Origin of the sequence: Halomonas sp. MS1 (assembly GCF_024182575.1) — a bacterium.
Lineage (GTDB): Bacteria > Pseudomonadota > Gammaproteobacteria > Pseudomonadales > Halomonadaceae > Vreelandella.
In genome coordinates, this window is record NZ_CP098926.1 from 810,003 (window position 1) to 827,526 (window position 17,524).

15 protein-coding genes are annotated in these 17,524 nt (G+C 54.8%); 9 read left to right on the plus strand and 6 right to left on the minus strand.

From position 1 onward, the window contains the following. Positions 1 to 10: 10 nt before the first annotated feature. Entirely contained in the window at positions 11 to 1,393 is a 1,383-nt protein-coding gene (locus tag NF683_RS03760; protein WP_089040719.1) for a YjiH family protein, read from the minus strand. A gap of 136 nt (positions 1,394 to 1,529) precedes the next feature. Further along, positions 1,530 to 2,480, minus strand: a complete 951-nt coding sequence (speB, locus tag NF683_RS03765) for an agmatinase (protein WP_089040718.1) — start codon at positions 2,478 to 2,480, stop codon at positions 1,530 to 1,532. 199 nt (positions 2,481 to 2,679) lie between these two features. Between speB and NF683_RS03770 the strand changes: the two genes are divergently transcribed. The 5 genes from NF683_RS03770 to NF683_RS03790 all read left to right on the plus strand — a co-directional run bounded on the left by NF683_RS03770 (position 2,680) and on the right by NF683_RS03790 (position 8,434). Beyond that, positions 2,680 to 4,092, plus strand: coding sequence for a sigma-54 interaction domain-containing protein (locus NF683_RS03770; RefSeq protein WP_253921290.1), 1,413 nt, complete (start codon positions 2,680 to 2,682; stop codon positions 4,090 to 4,092). Between the two features lie 114 nt (positions 4,093 to 4,206). Next, a complete protein-coding gene (locus NF683_RS03775) occupies positions 4,207 to 5,337 on the plus strand; it encodes an ABC transporter ATP-binding protein (RefSeq protein ID WP_253921291.1) in 1,131 nt (376 codons plus the stop codon). A gap of 29 nt (positions 5,338 to 5,366) precedes the next feature. Beyond that, complete coding sequence (locus NF683_RS03780; RefSeq protein WP_253921292.1) at positions 5,367 to 6,647, plus strand: ABC transporter substrate-binding protein; 1,281 nt, start codon at positions 5,367 to 5,369, stop codon at positions 6,645 to 6,647. 63 nt (positions 6,648 to 6,710) lie between these two features. Next, complete coding sequence (locus NF683_RS03785; RefSeq protein ID WP_253921293.1) at positions 6,711 to 7,595, plus strand: carbohydrate ABC transporter permease; 885 nt, start codon at positions 6,711 to 6,713, stop codon at positions 7,593 to 7,595. Then, positions 7,592 to 8,434, plus strand: coding sequence for a carbohydrate ABC transporter permease (locus NF683_RS03790; RefSeq protein WP_253921294.1), 843 nt, complete (start codon positions 7,592 to 7,594; stop codon positions 8,432 to 8,434). The genes NF683_RS03785 and NF683_RS03790 overlap by 4 nt, the downstream gene beginning before the upstream one ends. Before the next feature lie 309 nt (positions 8,435 to 8,743). Here the strand turns inward: NF683_RS03790 and NF683_RS03795 are convergent, their stop codons facing one another. The 3 genes from NF683_RS03795 to NF683_RS03805 form a co-directional block, all read right to left on the minus strand. Beyond that, a complete protein-coding gene (locus tag NF683_RS03795; RefSeq protein WP_253921295.1) occupies positions 8,744 to 9,844 on the minus strand; it encodes an alpha/beta hydrolase in 1,101 nt (366 codons plus the stop codon). 188 nt (positions 9,845 to 10,032) lie between these two features. Beyond that, positions 10,033 to 10,572, minus strand: coding sequence for a cyclophilin-like fold protein (locus tag NF683_RS03800; protein ID WP_253921296.1), 540 nt, complete (start codon positions 10,570 to 10,572; stop codon positions 10,033 to 10,035). Between the two features lie 35 nt (positions 10,573 to 10,607). Next, positions 10,608 to 11,822: an MFS transporter gene (locus NF683_RS03805; protein ID WP_226912313.1), complete on the minus strand. Its 1,215-nt coding sequence runs from the start codon at positions 11,820 to 11,822 to the stop codon at positions 10,608 to 10,610. Positions 11,823 to 11,955: 133 nt separating this feature from the next. On the opposite strand from NF683_RS03805, the gene NF683_RS03810 reads away from it, so the two are divergent. Both NF683_RS03810 and recQ read left to right on the plus strand, forming a co-directional pair. Then, a complete protein-coding gene (locus NF683_RS03810) occupies positions 11,956 to 12,849 on the plus strand; it encodes a LysR family transcriptional regulator (RefSeq protein WP_193060087.1) in 894 nt (297 codons plus the stop codon). A gap of 128 nt (positions 12,850 to 12,977) precedes the next feature. After that, positions 12,978 to 15,110: a DNA helicase RecQ gene (gene recQ / locus NF683_RS03815; RefSeq protein ID WP_253921297.1), complete on the plus strand. Its 2,133-nt coding sequence runs from the start codon at positions 12,978 to 12,980 to the stop codon at positions 15,108 to 15,110. A 10-nt stretch (positions 15,111 to 15,120) separates the two neighbouring features. On the opposite strand, the gene mtnA is transcribed toward recQ, so the two are convergent. Next, positions 15,121 to 16,131 (minus strand): S-methyl-5-thioribose-1-phosphate isomerase, encoded by a 1,011-nt coding sequence (mtnA, locus tag NF683_RS03820; RefSeq protein ID WP_253921298.1) that lies wholly within the window; start codon positions 16,129 to 16,131, stop codon positions 15,121 to 15,123. Positions 16,132 to 16,242: 111 nt separating this feature from the next. On the opposite strand from mtnA, the gene mtnB reads away from it, so the two are divergent. Both mtnB and mtnC read left to right on the plus strand, forming a co-directional pair. Then, positions 16,243 to 16,833: a methylthioribulose 1-phosphate dehydratase gene (mtnB, locus tag NF683_RS03825; protein ID WP_253921299.1), complete on the plus strand. Its 591-nt coding sequence runs from the start codon at positions 16,243 to 16,245 to the stop codon at positions 16,831 to 16,833. Then, positions 16,830 to 17,516, plus strand: a complete 687-nt coding sequence (mtnC, locus tag NF683_RS03830; protein WP_253921300.1) for an acireductone synthase — start codon at positions 16,830 to 16,832, stop codon at positions 17,514 to 17,516. Before mtnB ends, mtnC begins: the two co-directional genes overlap by 4 nt. Positions 17,517 to 17,524 lie beyond the last annotated feature (8 nt).

A 17,524-nucleotide genomic window follows, 5' to 3' on the forward strand; every position in this document is an offset into this window, starting at 1 on the left:
ACAGGCCCTCTCAGAAGAAAAATGTATGGGCCATAAAGGCGATGATGGGCAGCGTAATGGCCGTGCGAAGTAAGAAAACGGCGGCTAGCTCCCAGAGCTTAATAGGGATTTTTGATTTAAGTAGCAGCGCGCCAATTTCCGACATATACACCAGCTGTGTCATGGACAAGCAAGCGATCACAAAACGAGTCAGCTCGCTTTCAATGTTCGTCGCCAGCACCGCCGGCAAGAACATATCGGCAAACCCGACCAACGTCGCTGGAGCAGCCGCTTGTGCTTCGGGGATACGCAGCAACTCAAGCACCGGCACCATGGGATAAGAGAGCCAGGTAAACAGCGGCGTAAACTCGGCTAAAATCAGCGCGACGGTGCCGATGGCAAATACCAAAGGCAGCAGTGTCAAAAAGATATCAATCACGTTGAGTAGAGCTAAACGCACCAACTCTTTTGGCCCTGGCGCATCCGCTGCCCGGCGAGTTGCCTGGAGCAAGCTGTAACGAAACAGCCCTACATTTTCGGTGCGCTTCTCGCTTAACTGGCAGCCAACAGGCTCGTAGTAGTCGTTAGATTTTAGCGATAGAGGGGGAATCCGCGCCACGATGATGGCAGCAATCAGCCCTGACACGACTACCGTAAAGTAGAACTGTACGAAGAGATGATTGATATCAACAAAGTTAGTAACCAGTAGACTAAACGCGATGGAAGCCACTGAAAAGTTAGTCGCAATGACCGATGCCTCGCGAGCATTGTAATAACCCTGTTCATACTGTTGGGCGGTGATCAATACACCCACGGTGCCTGACCCCATCCAAGAAGCCGTTGCATCGATAGCGCTGCGTCCAGGAAGATTGAAAATCACCCGAAACGGCTTACGCACCATGGTGCCGATAAATTCCATAAAGCCAAATTCGACCAAAAACGGGAGCAGAATCGCCGCAAAGAAGAAGAACGTCAGTAGCACCGGCGCCAAATCATTGAGCATTACGCCGCCAGTAAACGGTGCCGTCACAAATTCTGGGCCGACTTGAAAAAAGGTCATGACGACAAAGATGCCACCTAAGATGCGCATCACTACCCAAATAGTGTCTACGTCAAACATCTCTTGAAAGTGACCACGTTGCGCCCAGTTAGGCTTTGCCACTTTAACGTAAAGCGTTATCACTACGGACAGACATAGGACTAGCATGGCAATGGCAGGTAGTGCAGAGCCAAGCAGCGACTGCAACCCATCGGCCATTAGGCCCATGCCAATATTAATCGTTCCTCCCACTTGAAAAGGCACCAAAAACAAGAGGACGCCAATTAAGGAGGGAATCAAAAACTTCAGCAAATGAGCACGATGGATTGGAGCCGACGGCTCGGCGTCATCCAATTTTACTTGAGAGAAAGACATACGGTTCACCTATTGGAAGTGATTATTGGAGGTGGGCTGGTGGCGTCCTGGCAGGCAATAAGTAGCCTGCCATTTCTCTGACCATTAGCGCTTTGTCAGATAAGCGCTTTTTATTTATGAGCTATTTCAGGACAGCTTAATCACTGTGTTTCACGCCCGGCAGCACGCAGAGCATTTCGTACAGCAGTGTGGCGCCCATCAATGCGGTATTACCGCTGGGATCATAAGGAGGCGACACTTCCACTAGATCACAGCCGACGATGTTCAAGCCTGCCGCACCGCGGACAATTTCCAGCCCCTGGGCTGAGGTCAGCCCGCCCATCTCTACCGTCCCCGTTCCTGGTGCAACGGATGGGTCCAGGCCATCGATATCGAAGCTGATATAGACAGGCACATCGCCCATCTGCTCGCGCACTTCTTCCATCAAGGGGGCCAGCGAGCGATGCCAGCACTCTTCAGCGGGAACAACGCGGAAACCCTGGCTTCGGCACCAATCAAAATCTTCGGCTGCGTAACCGGTACCACGAAGGCCAATTTGCACCACTTTGCCGTGGGCTAACAGGCCTTCTTCCTGAGCACGGCGAAACGGCGTGCCATGGGCAATTGGCTCACCGAACATGTGCTCGTTCACATCGGCATGGGCATCAATATGGATCAGCCCCACTGGCCCATGCTTTTTGGCAATGGCACGTAAAATGGGCAGTGTCAGGGTGTGTTCGCCACCCAACGTTAGCGGAATGCAGTTGTGTTTAAGCACGTCATCATAAAAGTCTGTGATGATGTCGACGCTTTTGGGCAGGTGAAACGTGTTGATGGGCACGTCGCCTATATCAGCCACTTGTAAACTTTCAAACGGAGCGGCGCGGGTCGCCATGTTATAGGGTCGCAGCATGCGAGATTCATCACGAATCTGACGTGGGCCAAGACGCGTACCCGGGCGGTTAGACGTACCAATATCCATTGGAATACCGATAAAAGCAGCATCTAAGCCAGCAGCACTTTCCTGAGTGGGTAAACGCATCATAGTGGCTGGCCCACCAAAGCGCGGCATACTATTGCCCCCAAGCGGCTGGTTAAAATCAGACATACAGATCTCCTTGGCGTTGTTCATGTTGTAGCGCGGAATAACAACTACATTGCACAGAACATGCCAAGTCTCTAAACGCCCTAATAATAGGGCTTTCAGCCATTATTGATGCAGTAATGAATCAAAATCACGTACACTTAAGTCATCTATGCATCATTGATGCAAAAATGAATTACAGGTTACTCAAGAGACAATCGCTGTGAGTGAAATCGATAAGTGCGTGCTAAAAACCATTGTAGAAACCGCCAACGATCACTTCTTTATCGTCAGCGGAGAGGGTCGAGTGCTTGATATCAGCCCCGGCGCTGAGGCTGTTTATGGCGCGCCCCGGGAAGAATTGCTAGGTAGTAGCGTTTACCAGCTTCAGCAAGCAGGCATTTTGAAGCCATCCATCACCTTAGAAGTGATGCGCACCCACCAGCCGGCCCAACTTATGCAGGTAACAGGCACCGGGCGCCGTGTGATAGCTCAAGCCTACCCTGTCTTTGTGAATGGGAAGTTAGAGCGTGTTATCAGCCGCTCCAGAGACTTAACCGACTTACAGCTCCTACAAGACGAATATGCACTACTCCAGAAACGCTTTAGTGAGCACTTAAAACGTAGCCAAGCAGCCCACGGTGCCGAGGAACAAGCGCTGGACGACGCGCTGGATAACTTGCAGGCGAGAAGCCACGTTATGCGTGAAGTCGCCTTGCTCCTCAAACGGGTCGCCCCCTCGGACGCTAATGTATTGATGCTGGGAGAGTCGGGCGTGGGGAAAACCGCGTTTGCCAAACAGTTGCACCGTTGGAGCCAACGCCATAACCATCCCTTTATTGAGGTTAACTGTGCGGCCATTCCCGAAAACTTATTTGAGTCTGAGATGTTTGGCTATCAGCCCGGCGCGTTCAGCGGCGCGGCTCGCCAAGGAAAAGCAGGCTTATTAGAGCAAGCGGAAGGTGGCACACTGTTTCTCGATGAAATCGGTGAGCTTCCCTTATTAATGCAAACCAAACTACTCAAAGTTATCCAGGACGGAAGCCTCACCCGGCTAGGCGATACACGACCGCGTAAAGTGGACTTTCGCTTAGTCGTCGCCACGAATCAGAATTTAGCTAAACAAGTAGAAGCGGGCCTATTTCGCCTGGATCTTTACTACCGTCTCAACGTTATACCGGTCACGCTTCCCCCTTTACGCGACCGCCGAGAAGATATTCCTGATCTCGTGGAAGCCTGTTTGAAACGCCTTAACCAACGCTATGGGCGGCAAAAAATCCTGGGCAACCCAGTATGGTCAACGTTAATGGGAAGCGACTGGCCAGGTAACGTCCGCGAGCTTGAAAACTGGTTGGAAAGAGCTTGGCTATCCAGCCCGACGGATCAAATTGAAGCACCTAGCCTTCCTACGGAGCAGCCCCCTGCTAATCTGCCGCAAACGTCAATCTCTTCGCCAATAGCCGCCTTAGCCCCCGAAGAAACCCTAAAGCAGTACCTCGCCAGACTAGAGCGCGAAACCTTGGAAACGTTGAGCAAAACGTTTCCCAGTACGTACGCCATTGCTGAACGACTGGGGGTTAGCCAATCCAGCGTGGTGCGCAGGCTTCAACGTTATGGCATCAAAGTCACCAAGTGAATTTTCCGCTTGACACAACGGCCGTCATCAACCATCCATGTAAGTGTCATACAACGGCAACACCTTCAACACAAGCTGAACCAATAACAACCAACAGCCGGTGATGTGTGTGCTATGTCAAACCAATCGCGTATTCGCTTGGAACGCGTCACTAAACGTTGGGACGCGACTACTGCCGTCGATGACATCTCCTTCGACGTCACGCCTGGGCAATTTGTCATTCTGCTCGGCCCTTCAGGCTGTGGTAAGTCCACCACGCTGCGCATGATCGCGGGCCTGGAAGAGGCCAGCGACGGGCGTATTCATATCGGCGAGCGCGACGTTACCCGCCTGCCGCCCGGCGACCGTGGACTGAGCATGGTGTTTCAGTCCTACGCGCTGTTTCCGCATTTGAGCGTTGCCGACAACATCGTTTTTGGCCTGCGCAGCCGCAAGGTACCCAAAGATGAGCAGCGCCAGCGACTGGCTAAGGTCGCCGAACTGGTTGATTTAACCGATTACCTAGACCGCAAACCTGCGCAACTTTCCGGCGGCCAACGCCAGCGGGTTGCCTTGGCGCGCTCAATTATTTCCGAACACCCGATCTGCCTGATGGATGAACCGCTATCCAATCTGGACGCTCGGCTGCGCAGCGACATGCGTAGGGAAATCAAAGCACTACAAAGTCGCCTGACTATGACGGTGATTTACGTCACCCACGACCAAGTGGAAGCAATGAGCATGGGCGATCGTGTGATTTTGATGCAGCACGGCAAAATCGTCCAGGACGGCACCCCCGACGAGCTTTATAACCGCCCCGCTAGCGCTTTTGCCGCCAGTTTTATTGGCAGCCCCGCCATGAACCTGCTGCCCCTAGTGGCCGGTAAAAATGGCGCCGTTATCGAAGGCGAACCAAGTACTCCCGTAGCCCCCTTGGACGCCACTGGCGGACATTTGGGCATCCGCCCGGAAGATATCGAACTGCGTATCGCACCCGGTTCCGGCGTACCCGCTAACGTATTAAGTGAAGAGTACCTGGGAGCGGATACCATTGCTTATGTGGCAGTGGGGTCGCACACCCTACGCGTGCGGCTTAGCGGCAAGCAGGCGCTGGCAGGTCAGCCATGCAGCCTCTACTGGATGCCAGAGAATACACACCTTTTCGATGCTGAAGGTCTGCGGCGGGATGACCTGACGCCGCTCCCCTTACCCAGCTCATATCGAAGCGTTCCTCGCCCACCGGCGGTGGGCTCTTTCCAACACTGACAGCAGTATTGACACTTGCGGAGTCTCTTATGCGTTTGCGTACCCCTTTTGCAATGACCGCCCTGGCAGCGGGCTTGTTAAGCGCCGCCCAGGTAAACGCGGATAGCGTCGATCTGACCATGTACTACCCGGTCGCAGTGGGCGGTGCACTCACCGACGTCGTTGATACTCTGGTGGAAGAGTTCGAAAGCGAATACCCCGATATCAATGTGGAAGCGATCTACGCTGGTAACTACGACGACACCCGCGTGCGCGCCATGTCGGCGATGGAAGCGGGTGAAACGCCGCAGCTGTCGGTCATGTTCTCCATCGATCTTTACGAGCTGATTGAGCAGAACGCCATCGTCGCCTTTGATGACTTGGTCGAAACCGGTGAAGAGCGCGAATGGCTCGATGGCTTCTACCCAGGGCTGATGGAAAATGGCCAACTGGATGGCAAAACCTACGGCATCCCCTTCCAGCGCTCCACCATCGTACTGTTCTGGAACAAAGACGCTTTTGAAGCCGCCGGCCTAGATCCCGAAACGCCCCCAGAGAACTGGCAAGAGATGGCCGAGATGGCCGCTACCGTGCGCGAAGCCTCCAACGGCGAGCAGTGGGGCGTGATGGTGCCATCGACTGGCTACCCCTACTGGATGTTCCAGGCCTTTGCTTTTCAGAACGGCCACCGGCTAATGAGCGAAGATGGCACCGAGGTCTACTTCGACGACCCCGCAGCGGTTGAAGCGCTGGAGTACTGGGTATCGTTAGCCACCGAGCACAATGCCATGCCTGACGGCACCATTGAGTGGGGCACCCTGCGCCAGAACTTCCTTGAAGAGTCCACGGCAATGATGTGGCACACCACGGGCAACCTGACCGCGGTACGCAGCGAAGCCAATTTTGATTTTGGCGTCGCTATGCTGCCGATGAAAACCCAGCGTGGCAGCCCCACCGGCGGTGGTAACTTCTACATTTTTGAAGATACGACAGAAGAAGAGCAGCGCGCAGCGATGACCTTTATTCGCTGGATGACTGCCCCGGAGCGGGCTGCCGCCTGGTCGATTGAAACCGGCTATATGGGCGTTAGCCCCGCTGCCTACGAAACCGACGCGCTGCAAGGCTATGTGGAAGAGTTCCCACCTGCCGCGGTTGCCCGCGACCAGCTTGAGCATGGCACGGCAGAGCTTTCCACTTACCAGGGTGGCCGCATTCGCCGCGCCTTGGATAACGCCGTGCAGGCGGCACTAACCGGTCAAATGACGCCGCAAGAAGCGCTTAGCCAAGCGCAGCAAGAGGCCGATAGCGTGTTACGCCGCTACGCCCGCTAATCGTTAGCCATTTTACTATTCGCCGGGGCGCGCCCCGGCTTTTTCAACGTGCGGTACGTCACTATGTCATTCACCAACCACCGCAAAATGCAGCTCTACGGCGCGCTTCTGCTACTGCCAGCTGCGCTACTGCTAACGACGTTTGCTTATTTACCGACCGTAACAACGGTCATTAACAGCCTGTTTTTACCCGGCTTTCGCGGTGCACCCACTGAATTCGTCGGCCTTGAAAATTATCAGGTGTTGTTCGATGACCCGACGTTTTGGAAAGTAGCGCGTAACAACTTAATCTACGCCGTCGGTACGATTCCTACGTCTATCGCGCTGGCCTTGGGTATGGCGCTATTCGTCAATGGCAAGCTTCGCGGGCGGGGCGTTGTGCGCATGGCCTACTTTACGCCAACGATTCTACCCATGATCGCCGCGGCCAATATCTGGATGTTTTTCTACGCGCCGCAGATTGGCCTATTCAATAAACTGCTCGGCATGCTGGGCTTTTCCGGGGTGAACTGGCTGGGCGATCCAAGCGTTGCATTAAGTTCGGTGATCGTGATGTCGGTGTGGAAGGAAGCTGGCTTTTTTATGATCTTCTACTTGGCGGCGCTACAGAGTATGCCACCCGAGTTAAAAGAGGCGGCTGATTTAGAAGGCACTAGCCGTTGGAGCTTTTTCTGGCGGGTCACCTTTCCGCTACTCATGCCCACCACACTGTTTGTGCTCATCAATGCGCTGATTAACTCAGTGCGGGTAGTGGATCATCTGTTTATCTTGACCAAGGGCGGGCCTAACAACGCCACCAACCTGCTGCTTTATTACGTCTACGAGAATGCGTTTTCGTTCTTTGACCGCACCACGGCCGCCACCATTACGGTGGTTATTCTGCTGGTACTCGCGGTAGTGGCGACGCTTAAGTTCACGATTTTAGATCGCAGGACGCACTATCAATGAATACGACCACTTCCTATGCGCCCCGCTCCCGCTTTTTCTCAATTCCAGCGCTGGAAACCGTGGCCGCTTGGCTACTGGCGATTATTTGGATTTTTCCGCTGCTGTACGCCTTTTGGGCCGCTTTCCACCCCAGCGAGTTTATGGTCAACTTTGCGCTCTTCGCTCCGCTGACGTTGGAGAACTTCGCTAACGCTTGGTCTCAAGCGCCCTTTGCCCGCTACTACCTAAATACCTTTGCGCTGGTGACAGGGGTGGTCATCGGTCAGTTTGTGGTCTGCACCCTGGCGGCGTTTGCCTTTGCGCGCTTTCCGATTCCCGGCAAGAACGTTCTGTTTATGCTGGTGCTAATTCAGCTCTTTGTGTTCCCAGAAGTGCTGATTGTCGAGAACTACCGCATTGCCAGTGAGCTGGGGCTAATCAACACCATCACTGGAATTGGCTTACCTTACGTAGCCAGCGCCCTGGGTATATTTCTGCTCCGCCAAACCTTTAAAACCATTCCAAGGGAGCTGGAAGACGCCGCCCGCATTGAAGGCTGCAACTGGCTGGAAATTTTGTGGAAGGTGTACGTACCGCTAGCCAAGCCTACCTATCTTGCTTACGGACTGGTCTCGATTAGCCACCACTGGAACAACTTTATCTGGCCGTTAGTGGTCACCAACTCAGTAGAGAGCCGCCCGCTAACGGTAGGATTAGGGGTGTTTTCCGCGCCCGAAACCGGCGTTAACTGGGCCACCGTTAGCGCTGCGACGCTGTTAAGCATCGCCCCGCTGCTAGTCGCTTTCCTGCTCTTTCAGCGTCAGTTTGTCCAGTCGTTTTTACGGGCAGGAATTCGCTAATCGAAGACCTAATGACACTCTAGTGATGATTAACAACGCTTTGCTTTTAGCTCACTCCCACCACGCGCTAAATCGCTGTTCACTATCATCAAGCAAGATGGGCTCACCTATTATGGGCGTCAAATGGATGTAGGCCCAGCGTGGGTCGTACTGACCGACTAAGTCAAACCCATCAAAGCGCTAGCCAGTCTCGGCAAAGTGAGGACCATAGCCACTGTCTCCACCGAAGGAATATCGCCATCCGGGCGCAGCCCCTCACTACTGGAACGAAAATTCTCAATGAGAACGCAAGCTGCCTCGACGTGGCGTTTACTTCAGATGTTCGTCAAAAAACTCTGCCAGCCGATCAAACGGTATCTTATCCATTTGATCATACAGATCAGTATGGCTTGCATCCTCAATGATCAGAAGCTCCTTGGGCGCCGCGGCAGCTGCATAGGCGGTTTCACTGAAGTAGCGCGAGTGCGCGTTTTCGCCATGAATCAACAGAAGGGGGCGAGGCGAAATTTCATGAATATAGGTCAGCAGCGGCATGTTCATGAACGACAGCGGTGTGGTCTGCGACCAGGCATTGCCCGAGTTAACTGCACGTTCGTGGTACCCACGCGGTGTCATGTAGTAGTCATGGTAGTCGACAAGAAATTGAGCCTCACCACCCTGTAATTCATTGTAAGGCGGTTGATAAGCGGGCCTCCCGTTTTCCGCATCTAACCAACGCTGCCGACTCAACTGCTCCAGTGTTTGCGCCCGCTCCTCGGAAGTCATGCTGTCGTTGTAGCCCCTAGACATGACCCGCGTCATGTCATACATAGTGCTAGCCGCGACAGCCTTAACACGCTTATCCACAGCGACAGCATTCAATGCCATACCCCCCCAACCGCAAATACCTATGACCCCAATACATTCTTGATCAACGTAGGGCTGCAAACCAATAAAGTCTACTGCGGCACTAAAGTCTTCAGTATTGATGTCAGGCGAGGCAATGTTGCGTGGCTCTCCGCCACTTTCGCCGGTATAAGATGGATCGAAAGCCAGCGTAACGAAACCGCGCTCAGCCAATGTTTGCGCATATAGACCGGAGGACTGCTCTTTCACTGCGCCGAACGGGCCACCGATAACAATAGCCGCCAATTGTTCATTAATACGACTTTTCGGTAGGTATAGGTCAGCAACCAGGGTAATGCCATAACGATTCTTGAACGTTACCTTCTCATGATCAACCTGATTGCTTTGCGGAAAAGTCTTGTCCCATTCTTGCGTCATCAATAGGGGCGCCTCGCCTGTGGCAGCCAAGGCGGACTGTGCGCCAAAAAATACTGCTGTACCGGCCAGCAAGGATCCTTCTATGAAGCCCCTGCGCGATGTAATGAACTGGTTACTATCTAATGATTTCGGGGTAGATTCGTTCATGGGTTTCTCCATTACTGGTTGGAGGCTGAGGAAGCTAGGTCAACACCCTGGATATCATTGCGGACACCAAGGTGCATCTATGGGCCGAGTGTCTCAGTTCCTGGTGAGTGCGAGGTGCGAACCTATCGGCCAGTGAGGCACTAGAGCGGAAGGCTTAATCAAGATCGTGGTCTTCATGGATTCGCAATCTAGTTCATTGAAAAATCGATTCGCACACTATCTCTTCCTAGAGCCTGGATCAGGCCGTCAGTGTCATCTACGCGACCAAGATGCGTGTAGGAGTAAGCCGAATCGAACGTCAAATAGAAGACAACCAGAGTCTTCGTTCCATATAACATGAGATCGCCGTTGTGGATCGTGCCGGGGCGGCTTGCGTCCGTCGGCAGTGCTTGAGGCAGATCTGCGTATTTCTCGTTGCCATGTAGGTCGCCCATATCCATCGAGATCGGCAGCAGCGCAGCAAACGCATGAGCTGCTTCAGTGCCGTCCAGCGTGATGGAGAAACGGCGTTCGCCGACGGTCATCCACATGCGAGATTCCTCCGGTTGTACAGTGGCTGTTGCGGCGGCAGTGGACGGTTCTGACGTCGCGGAATGAGCCGCGTTGCCTCCACCAAGCGCAAACGCAAACAGGGCGAGTCCCCAATAAGTCCGCAGGCCATGCACTCGGCGATTTTTGATGGCCGGGTGACGGCAACTGCTTTGATTGGCTCTAAGGCTCGTGGTCATGGGTTTCTCCTGGCGTGACGTCCGGCTCATACCGCTTACCGGACTTGCGATCTTGAGGTCATAAAGGCGAGGAAAGCCGCGAACAACAACACGGCAGAACTTGCCACAAAGGTGCTCCGGTAGCCTGCCGAATCGAACAGTAGACCGCCTACGGTTGATCCCAGCGCGATGGATAACTGAATTACCGCTACCATCAACCCACCGCCGACTTCGGCATTTTCTGGCACGGATTTAGCGAGCCATGCCCACCAACCCACGGGCGCTGCCGTAGACACTAATCCCCAGAATCCCAGCAGAACAAAGGCCACGGCGACCGAGCTACCGAAGGCGACTAACGCCAACGCGGTGGCCGCCATTAACAGCGGAATAACAACCAATATCCGGTACAACCCTTTTTTAATAAATCCACCGATCAGCATGGTACCGACCAACCCGGCAATCCCCAGTACCAACAGGATCAGCGAAAGCATCGGCACATCAACACCGGTGACGGTTTCAAGAAAGGGACGAACATAAGTGAACAGTGCGAACTGCCCCATAAAGAAAATGCCCACCGCCATCATCCCTAAAAACACTAGGGGATCCTTCAACAGCGTGAATACGTTGCCAGCACCGTTCGCCTGTGGAGTCGCTTTCATGGAGGGCAAACTGATCCATTGCCAAACCATGGCAACAAACGCCACTGGCACTAGGAAAAAGAACGTCCCACGCCAACCAATCATTCCGCCCAAATAGCTGCCTAACGGAGCAGCGACCACCACCGCGAGCGCATTGCCCCCGTTAAAAATCGCCAATGCTTTGGGAACACTATCAGCAGGCACTAATCGCATGGCGACTGCCGCAGACATCGACCAGAAGCCACCCACAACAACACCAATCAGTGCCCGCCCCACCATGTACATCGTGTAGTTAGTCGCCAACCCAACGATTAGCCCAGAGACACTCATCAGTGCCGTTAAAATAAGCAGCAAGTTTTTTCGGTCGATTCCGCCTGCGAGTTTTGAAATCGATAGGCTGGTTAAGACCGCAAAGGCTCCCGAGATAGCAATGCCGTAGCCTGCCAGCCCTTCCGTGACGCGTAGGTCGTTAGCAATGGGAGTTAGCAAACTAACCGGCATAAATTCCGAGGCGATCAACGCAAAGACACAGAGCGTCATCGCAAAAACACCGCTCCAATAAGCAGGCTGCGATTTATTTTCCTGCTGAGTAACGCGATTGGTAGGTGCGGTGTCAGAAGCTAGTGTGCTCAAAACGTCTTCCCTCAAGCAGTGAATGGTTAAGGTGAATGTCGAATAACCTTCTTTTACTGAACACATATTGACATCAGCCTTCCATTTTGATTAGTGGGGATAATGTTTATGAACCTGTGAGTAAAATTCAGCAATGGCAAATTCGAGAATCGATGACCTACAGGCTTTTCTCGCCGTGGCACGAGACCAAAGCTTTACCAAAGCAGCTGCCAAGCTGGGAGTGACGCCATCAGCCTTAAGTCATCGTATGAAATCCCTAGAGCAGCGCCTTGGGCTGCGATTACTGGCCCGCACTACAAGAAATGTCGCACCAACGGAAGCGGGTGAGCGGCTGATACAGTCGCTTACACCTCTTTTTGATCAGATTGCAATGGAAGTAGAGGCGTTAGGAGAGTTGCGTGACAAACCAGCAGGAACCATCCGCATATCGTGTACCGATGATCAGATTGCGCTTTGCTTGAGGCCAAAAATGGCCGAGTTTCTGGAAAATTATCCTGACGTCACCATTGAGCTCTATGTGGATTACGGGTTTACCAACGTGGTGACAGAGCGATTTGATGCCGGTATACGCCTTGGCGAAGCGATTAGCCAAGATATGATTGCGATTCCGCTCAGCCCTGAAATGCGCTTGGTGGTAGTGGGTTCAACGGAATATTTTAATCAACATCCCGAACCTCAAACACCTTATGAGCTGACCCAGCACGCCTGTGTGGATATTCGCCACAGGCCCGATGGAGCAATCTATGCCTGGGAGTTTGAAAAGGAAGGTAAGGAGTTCACCGTCAAGGGCCAGGGACAGCTCGTCTTCAACAGTATCGTTCATGTACTTAATGCGGCTTTGGATGGGATCGGTCTAGCTTACGTACCAGAGGCTTTAGCCGCTCCTTACCTTGCAAATGGTCGGCTCAAAAAGGTATTGACCGACTGGTCGCCCTATTTTTCTGGCTTTCACCTGTACTACCCGAACCGTCGACAGTCTTCGCCTGCCTTCTCGGCATTTGTCGATACATTTCGCCATAAAGAGTAGCAACCTCGCTGGATTGCTTTGAGTCACCATGAGGCTGGACATATTCTCAGCGTCGGCATTCGCGAAACAAACTCCCTTGAATTTTCGTGCGACAATTCTCCCTCAAGCACGAGACAAGGAGAGCATTGATGCACGGCGCCCCCCATCCAGCAGCCCTCAAGGTACTGCAGGAAGTATTTGGCTACGATAGCTTTCGCGGCCCTCAGCAGGCCATCATTGAGCATGTAATTGCTGGGGGCGATGCGCTGGTGCTGATGCCCACCGGCGGTGGCAAGTCACTGTGCTATCAGATCCCTGCCCTGCTGCGCGAAGGCACCGCGATTGTGGTCTCGCCGCTGATCGCGCTAATGCAGGATCAGGTGGCCGCGCTTAAGCAGAACGGGGTCAGGGCGGCTTATCTGAATTCCAGTCTCGATTATCACGAGGCGGTCGATGTGGAGAACCGACTGCGAAATGGCGAGTTGGATCTGCTCTATGTTGCACCCGAGCGGCTGGCCACAGCGCGTATGCAGATGCTGCTAGAACAGACCCGAATCGCGCTGTTCGCCATTGATGAAGCCCACTGCGTCTCCCAGTGGGGTCACGACTTTCGCCCCGAATATCGCCAGCTCTCCCACCTGCAGCAGCGTTTTCCCCAGGTGCCGCGCATCGCCCTGACCGCCACTGCCGATGTGCCCACAAGGGGCGATATCATGGAGCATCTGCAGCTCCACGAGGCGGCGCTTTACAACAGCGGCTTTGACCGGCCCAACATTCGCTACCATATCGCCGAGAATCAGGGTAACGCCAAGGAACAGCTGCTGCGCTTTATTCGCGAGCACCACGATGGTGAGGCGGGCATTGTGTACTGCCTTTCCCGGCGCAAGGTGGAGGAAACCGCCGCCTGGCTGGAACGCCAGGGGCTGACCGCACTGCCTTACCACGCTGGGCTTCCTGCCGAGCAGCGCCAGCAACACCAAACCCGCTTTCTGCGTGACGATGGCGTGGTGGTAGTGGCCACCATCGCCTTCGGCATGGGCATCGACAAGCCGGACGTGCGCTTTGTCGCCCACCTCAACCTGCCCAAAAGCATCGAAGCCTACTACCAAGAGACTGGCCGTGCCGGGCGCGACGGCCTGCCCGCCGATGCCTGGATGGCCTACGGGCTTCAGGATGTAATCACCCTGCGCCAGATGCAGCAGGACTCCAGCGCCGCCGACCAGCAAAAGCGCATCGAGCAGCAGAAACTCGACGCCATGCTGGGGCTTTGCGAAATCATCAGTTGCCGACGCCAGGCGCTTCTCCACTACTTTGGCGACCCTCTGGACACGCCCTGCGGCAACTGCGACAACTGCCTGACCCCGCCCGACACTTGGGAGGCCACCGTGGCGGCACAAAAAGCGCTGTCGTGTGTCTACCGCACCGAACAGCGCTTCGGCGTGACCTATCTCGTGGACGTGTTGTTGGGCAAAAGCAACGAGCGTATCACCCGCTTTGGCCACGACAAGATCAGCACCTTTGGCATTGGCGGCGACCTTTCGTCCAACGAATGGAAGGCGCTGTTTCGCCAATTGATTGCGAGCGGTTTGCTAAGCGTGGATATGGAAGGTCACGGCGGGATTCGCTTAACGGCCAACGCCAAGCCAGTACTGCGTGGCGAACAGTCGCTAACCCTGCGTAAGCCAAGCAAGGCCAAGGCCGCCCGGCGCAGCAGCAAGGGCGCTTCGGTAGCGCAAGGCCACGGCGCGCTGTGGGAAGCCCTGCGCCAGCACCGCAAGGCACTTGCCGAAGCCCAGGGCGTGCCTGCCTATGTAATCTTCCACGATGCCACTCTGGCCGAACTGGTCGAACAGAAACCCCAAAGCCTAGAGGCACTGGGCGCGATCTCGGGTATCGGTGCGCGCAAGCTGGCGGATTACGGTGAGGGTTTTCTGGCCGTTATTCTGGCGCACCAGGAAATCCATCAAGACACCCCGTCCGTGGGCAGCAGTGCCTTGGAATCCGCCGCCTTGCTGCGCAAGGGGTTAACACCTGAGGAAGTCGCCGAGCAACGCGGCCTGGCCGCCAACACCATTTATCGCCACCTGAGTGATGTGATTCAAAGCGGCGGGCTGGCGCTGGAAGAAGTCGTCGACTTGAATCCCGTAACCCTGGAGCAGATCCGCACCGCCTTTGCGCACTATCCAGACCAAGGGCTGAAAGTGGTTTTCGAGGCACTGGAAGGGCGTATCGATTATCCCATCCTACACTGTGTACGGGCGTCTCTGGCGGCACCACGTTAGCGCGGCGGCGTTATCGGCAATGCTCGCCCCGGGCAATGGCGGCGGCATCAAACACGCCGGTATCCAAAATCCAGGCGGTGACCAGTTTGGCGGGTGTCACATCAAAGGCAGGGTTCCACACGGGGGCATTCTCGGGAGCCCAGACAACATCACCAAAAGCGCCTGAAACACCGCGGATTTCTGACGCATCACGCTGTTCAATAGGAATCTCGGTACCAGTGGCGCAGGCGGGATCTACCGTGGTGTAGGGTGCGACCACGTAAAACGGCACATTGTGGTAGTGGGCGGCAACGGCGAGCATGTAAGTACCCACTTTGTTAGCGAAGTCACCGTTGGCGCAAATGCGGTCGGCACCAACCATGACTTTATCGACTTTCCCCGCTGCCATTAAGCTCGCGGCCATGCTGTCAGCAATCAATTGATAGGGAATACCTAAGTCGGCCATTTCCCAAGCGGTTAAACGGCCACCTTGCAGCAGCGGGCGGGTTTCATCCACATACACATGCAGCGTTACACCGCGCTGCTTGGCAACTGCGAGTGCGCCGATAGCGGTGCCAACACCTGCGGTGGCCAGCGCGCCGGTATTGCAGTGGGTCAGGACGCGATCACCTGATTGCAAAAGGTCAGCCCCCCGCTCGGCCATACGCTGACAAAGCTCGCGGTCTTCTGCAAACAGTTCAGCGGCACGTTCGGCCAGGGCGTCGACGCCTTGCTCAAAGCAGGCTTCCATGGCATCCAGGCAGTACATCAGGTTCACTGCGGTGGGACGCGTGGCGCGTAAGCGATCACTTACCAACTGCCAATCACTTTGCGGATGACGCGCGGCGTATTGAGCCAGCACGAAAGCAGCGCTCAAACCAATCAGCGGCGCGCCGCGAATCGCTAAGCTTTTTACCGCTACCTGCCACGTTTCTGGCGAGTCACAGCGCACCCACTGTTCCGCCTGGGGCAGTTGGGTTTGATCCAAATACTCAAGGTGGTCGGCATAGACCCGTAAACTGCGTGACTGTAGGTGTGGCATTGCTGGACTCCTTGAGCACTCGAACTTGACTAGCAGAACAACGGCGCGGCTTATCAGGCGCGAAGCTTATCATATAGAATGGCTGCTACTAGATGAGGCGACGCAGATCCTATGATGACGCTACAAACTGAACTGCTGGCCGCCATTTCATGGGCGGCGCAGCAAGGCTGGACACCCGCCACTGGCGGTAACTTTTCCGCCCGTACCGAGGCGGGCTATCTTGTCACCGCTTCTGGCCGGGATAAAACCCGCATTCAGGCCGATGACCTCTTGCTCTGCAACCTGGATGGCAAGGTGCTATCCGGTGATGGGAAACCTAGCGCGGAAAGTGATCTTCACGCTGCGCTTTATCGGCTAGACCCGACCATTAACTGCGTGCTGCATACCCATACCCTAGCCAGCACTGTGCTGTCACGGCGCTTTCCAAACGGCATTGAGCTAAGTGGCTTCGAGATGCAAAAAGCTCTGCAGGGCAACGTGACTCATGATGCCTCGGTTCTCTTACCTGTGGTACCAAATTCCCAAGATATGGACGAGCTAGCGGAGCATGTACGCCTCGGCTGGCCGATGCCCTGGGGCTTTTTGGTAGCGGGGCACGGTATTTATGCCGTGGGCGATAGCATCGCTAGTTGCCGTCGGCACTTGGAAGCCATTGAATTTTTACTGTCCTGTGTACTTGAAGAGAGCCGGTGGTCTAAATGAGTAACCCAGCTGTTCGCGCCGTTGTAACCGATATCGAAGGCACCACCACGGATATTAACTTCGTGCATAAGGTGCTGTTTCCCTACGCCCAGGCCAAACTGCCCGACTTTCTACGCGCGAATGCAGACACACCTGCGGTTGCCGAGCAAATTAGCGCCGTGCGCAGTGAAATGGATGCCCCTGATGCCACGCTGGATGCCGTCATTGCGCAGTTACTGCACTGGATCGAGACCGACCAAAAAGTCACGCCGCTGAAAGCACTGCAAGGCATGGTGTGGGCCGATGGCTATCAACGTGGCGATTTTAAAGGCCATTTGTATAACGATGTAGCCCCAGCACTGCGCCAGTGGCAGCAGGCAGGCAAAGCGCTGTACGTGTATTCGTCAGGTTCCGTGCAGGCGCAGAAGCTGCTGTTTGGCTACAGCGATGAAGGCGACTTAACCCCCCTGTTTAGCGGCTACTTTGATACCCATATTGGCCATAAGCGCGAAGCCACAGCCTATCAGCGAATTATCGCTGAGCTTGACCTACCGCCGGAAGCGGTGCTGTTCTTATCGGACGTGGTCGAAGAGCTGGACGCCGCCAAGCAGGCGGGCATGCAGACCCTGCAGTTAGTTCGCGAAGGCACCCAGGCGGGCAATACCCACGCGTGCGTTACCCGCTTTGATGAAATTGCGCTTTAGGAGAGCCT

What these genes read in the sequence shown, in the direction of transcription:
- NF683_RS03760 (WP_089040719.1), bottom strand. Translation starts at nt 1,393, where the DNA reads ATGTCTTTCTCTCAAGTAAAATTGGATGACGCCGAGCCGTCGGCTCCA.
- speB (WP_089040718.1), bottom strand. Translation starts at nt 2,480, where the DNA reads ATGTCTGATTTTAACCAGCCGCTTGGGGGCAATAGTATGCCGCGCTTT.
- NF683_RS03775 (WP_253921291.1), top strand. Translation starts at nt 4,207, where the DNA reads ATGTCAAACCAATCGCGTATTCGCTTGGAACGCGTCACTAAACGTTGG.
- NF683_RS03780 (WP_253921292.1), top strand. Translation starts at nt 5,367, where the DNA reads ATGCGTTTGCGTACCCCTTTTGCAATGACCGCCCTGGCAGCGGGCTTG.
- NF683_RS03785 (WP_253921293.1), top strand. Translation starts at nt 6,711, where the DNA reads ATGTCATTCACCAACCACCGCAAAATGCAGCTCTACGGCGCGCTTCTG.
- NF683_RS03790 (WP_253921294.1), top strand. Translation starts at nt 7,592, where the DNA reads ATGAATACGACCACTTCCTATGCGCCCCGCTCCCGCTTTTTCTCAATT.
- NF683_RS03795 (WP_253921295.1), bottom strand. Translation starts at nt 9,844, where the DNA reads ATGAACGAATCTACCCCGAAATCATTAGATAGTAACCAGTTCATTACA.
- NF683_RS03800 (WP_253921296.1), bottom strand. Translation starts at nt 10,572, where the DNA reads ATGACCACGAGCCTTAGAGCCAATCAAAGCAGTTGCCGTCACCCGGCC.
- NF683_RS03810 (WP_193060087.1), top strand. Translation starts at nt 11,956, where the DNA reads ATGGCAAATTCGAGAATCGATGACCTACAGGCTTTTCTCGCCGTGGCA.
- recQ (WP_253921297.1), top strand. Translation starts at nt 12,978, where the DNA reads ATGCACGGCGCCCCCCATCCAGCAGCCCTCAAGGTACTGCAGGAAGTA.
- mtnA (WP_253921298.1), bottom strand. Translation starts at nt 16,131, where the DNA reads ATGCCACACCTACAGTCACGCAGTTTACGGGTCTATGCCGACCACCTT.
- mtnB (WP_253921299.1), top strand. Translation starts at nt 16,243, where the DNA reads ATGATGACGCTACAAACTGAACTGCTGGCCGCCATTTCATGGGCGGCG.
- mtnC (WP_253921300.1), top strand. Translation starts at nt 16,830, where the DNA reads ATGAGTAACCCAGCTGTTCGCGCCGTTGTAACCGATATCGAAGGCACC.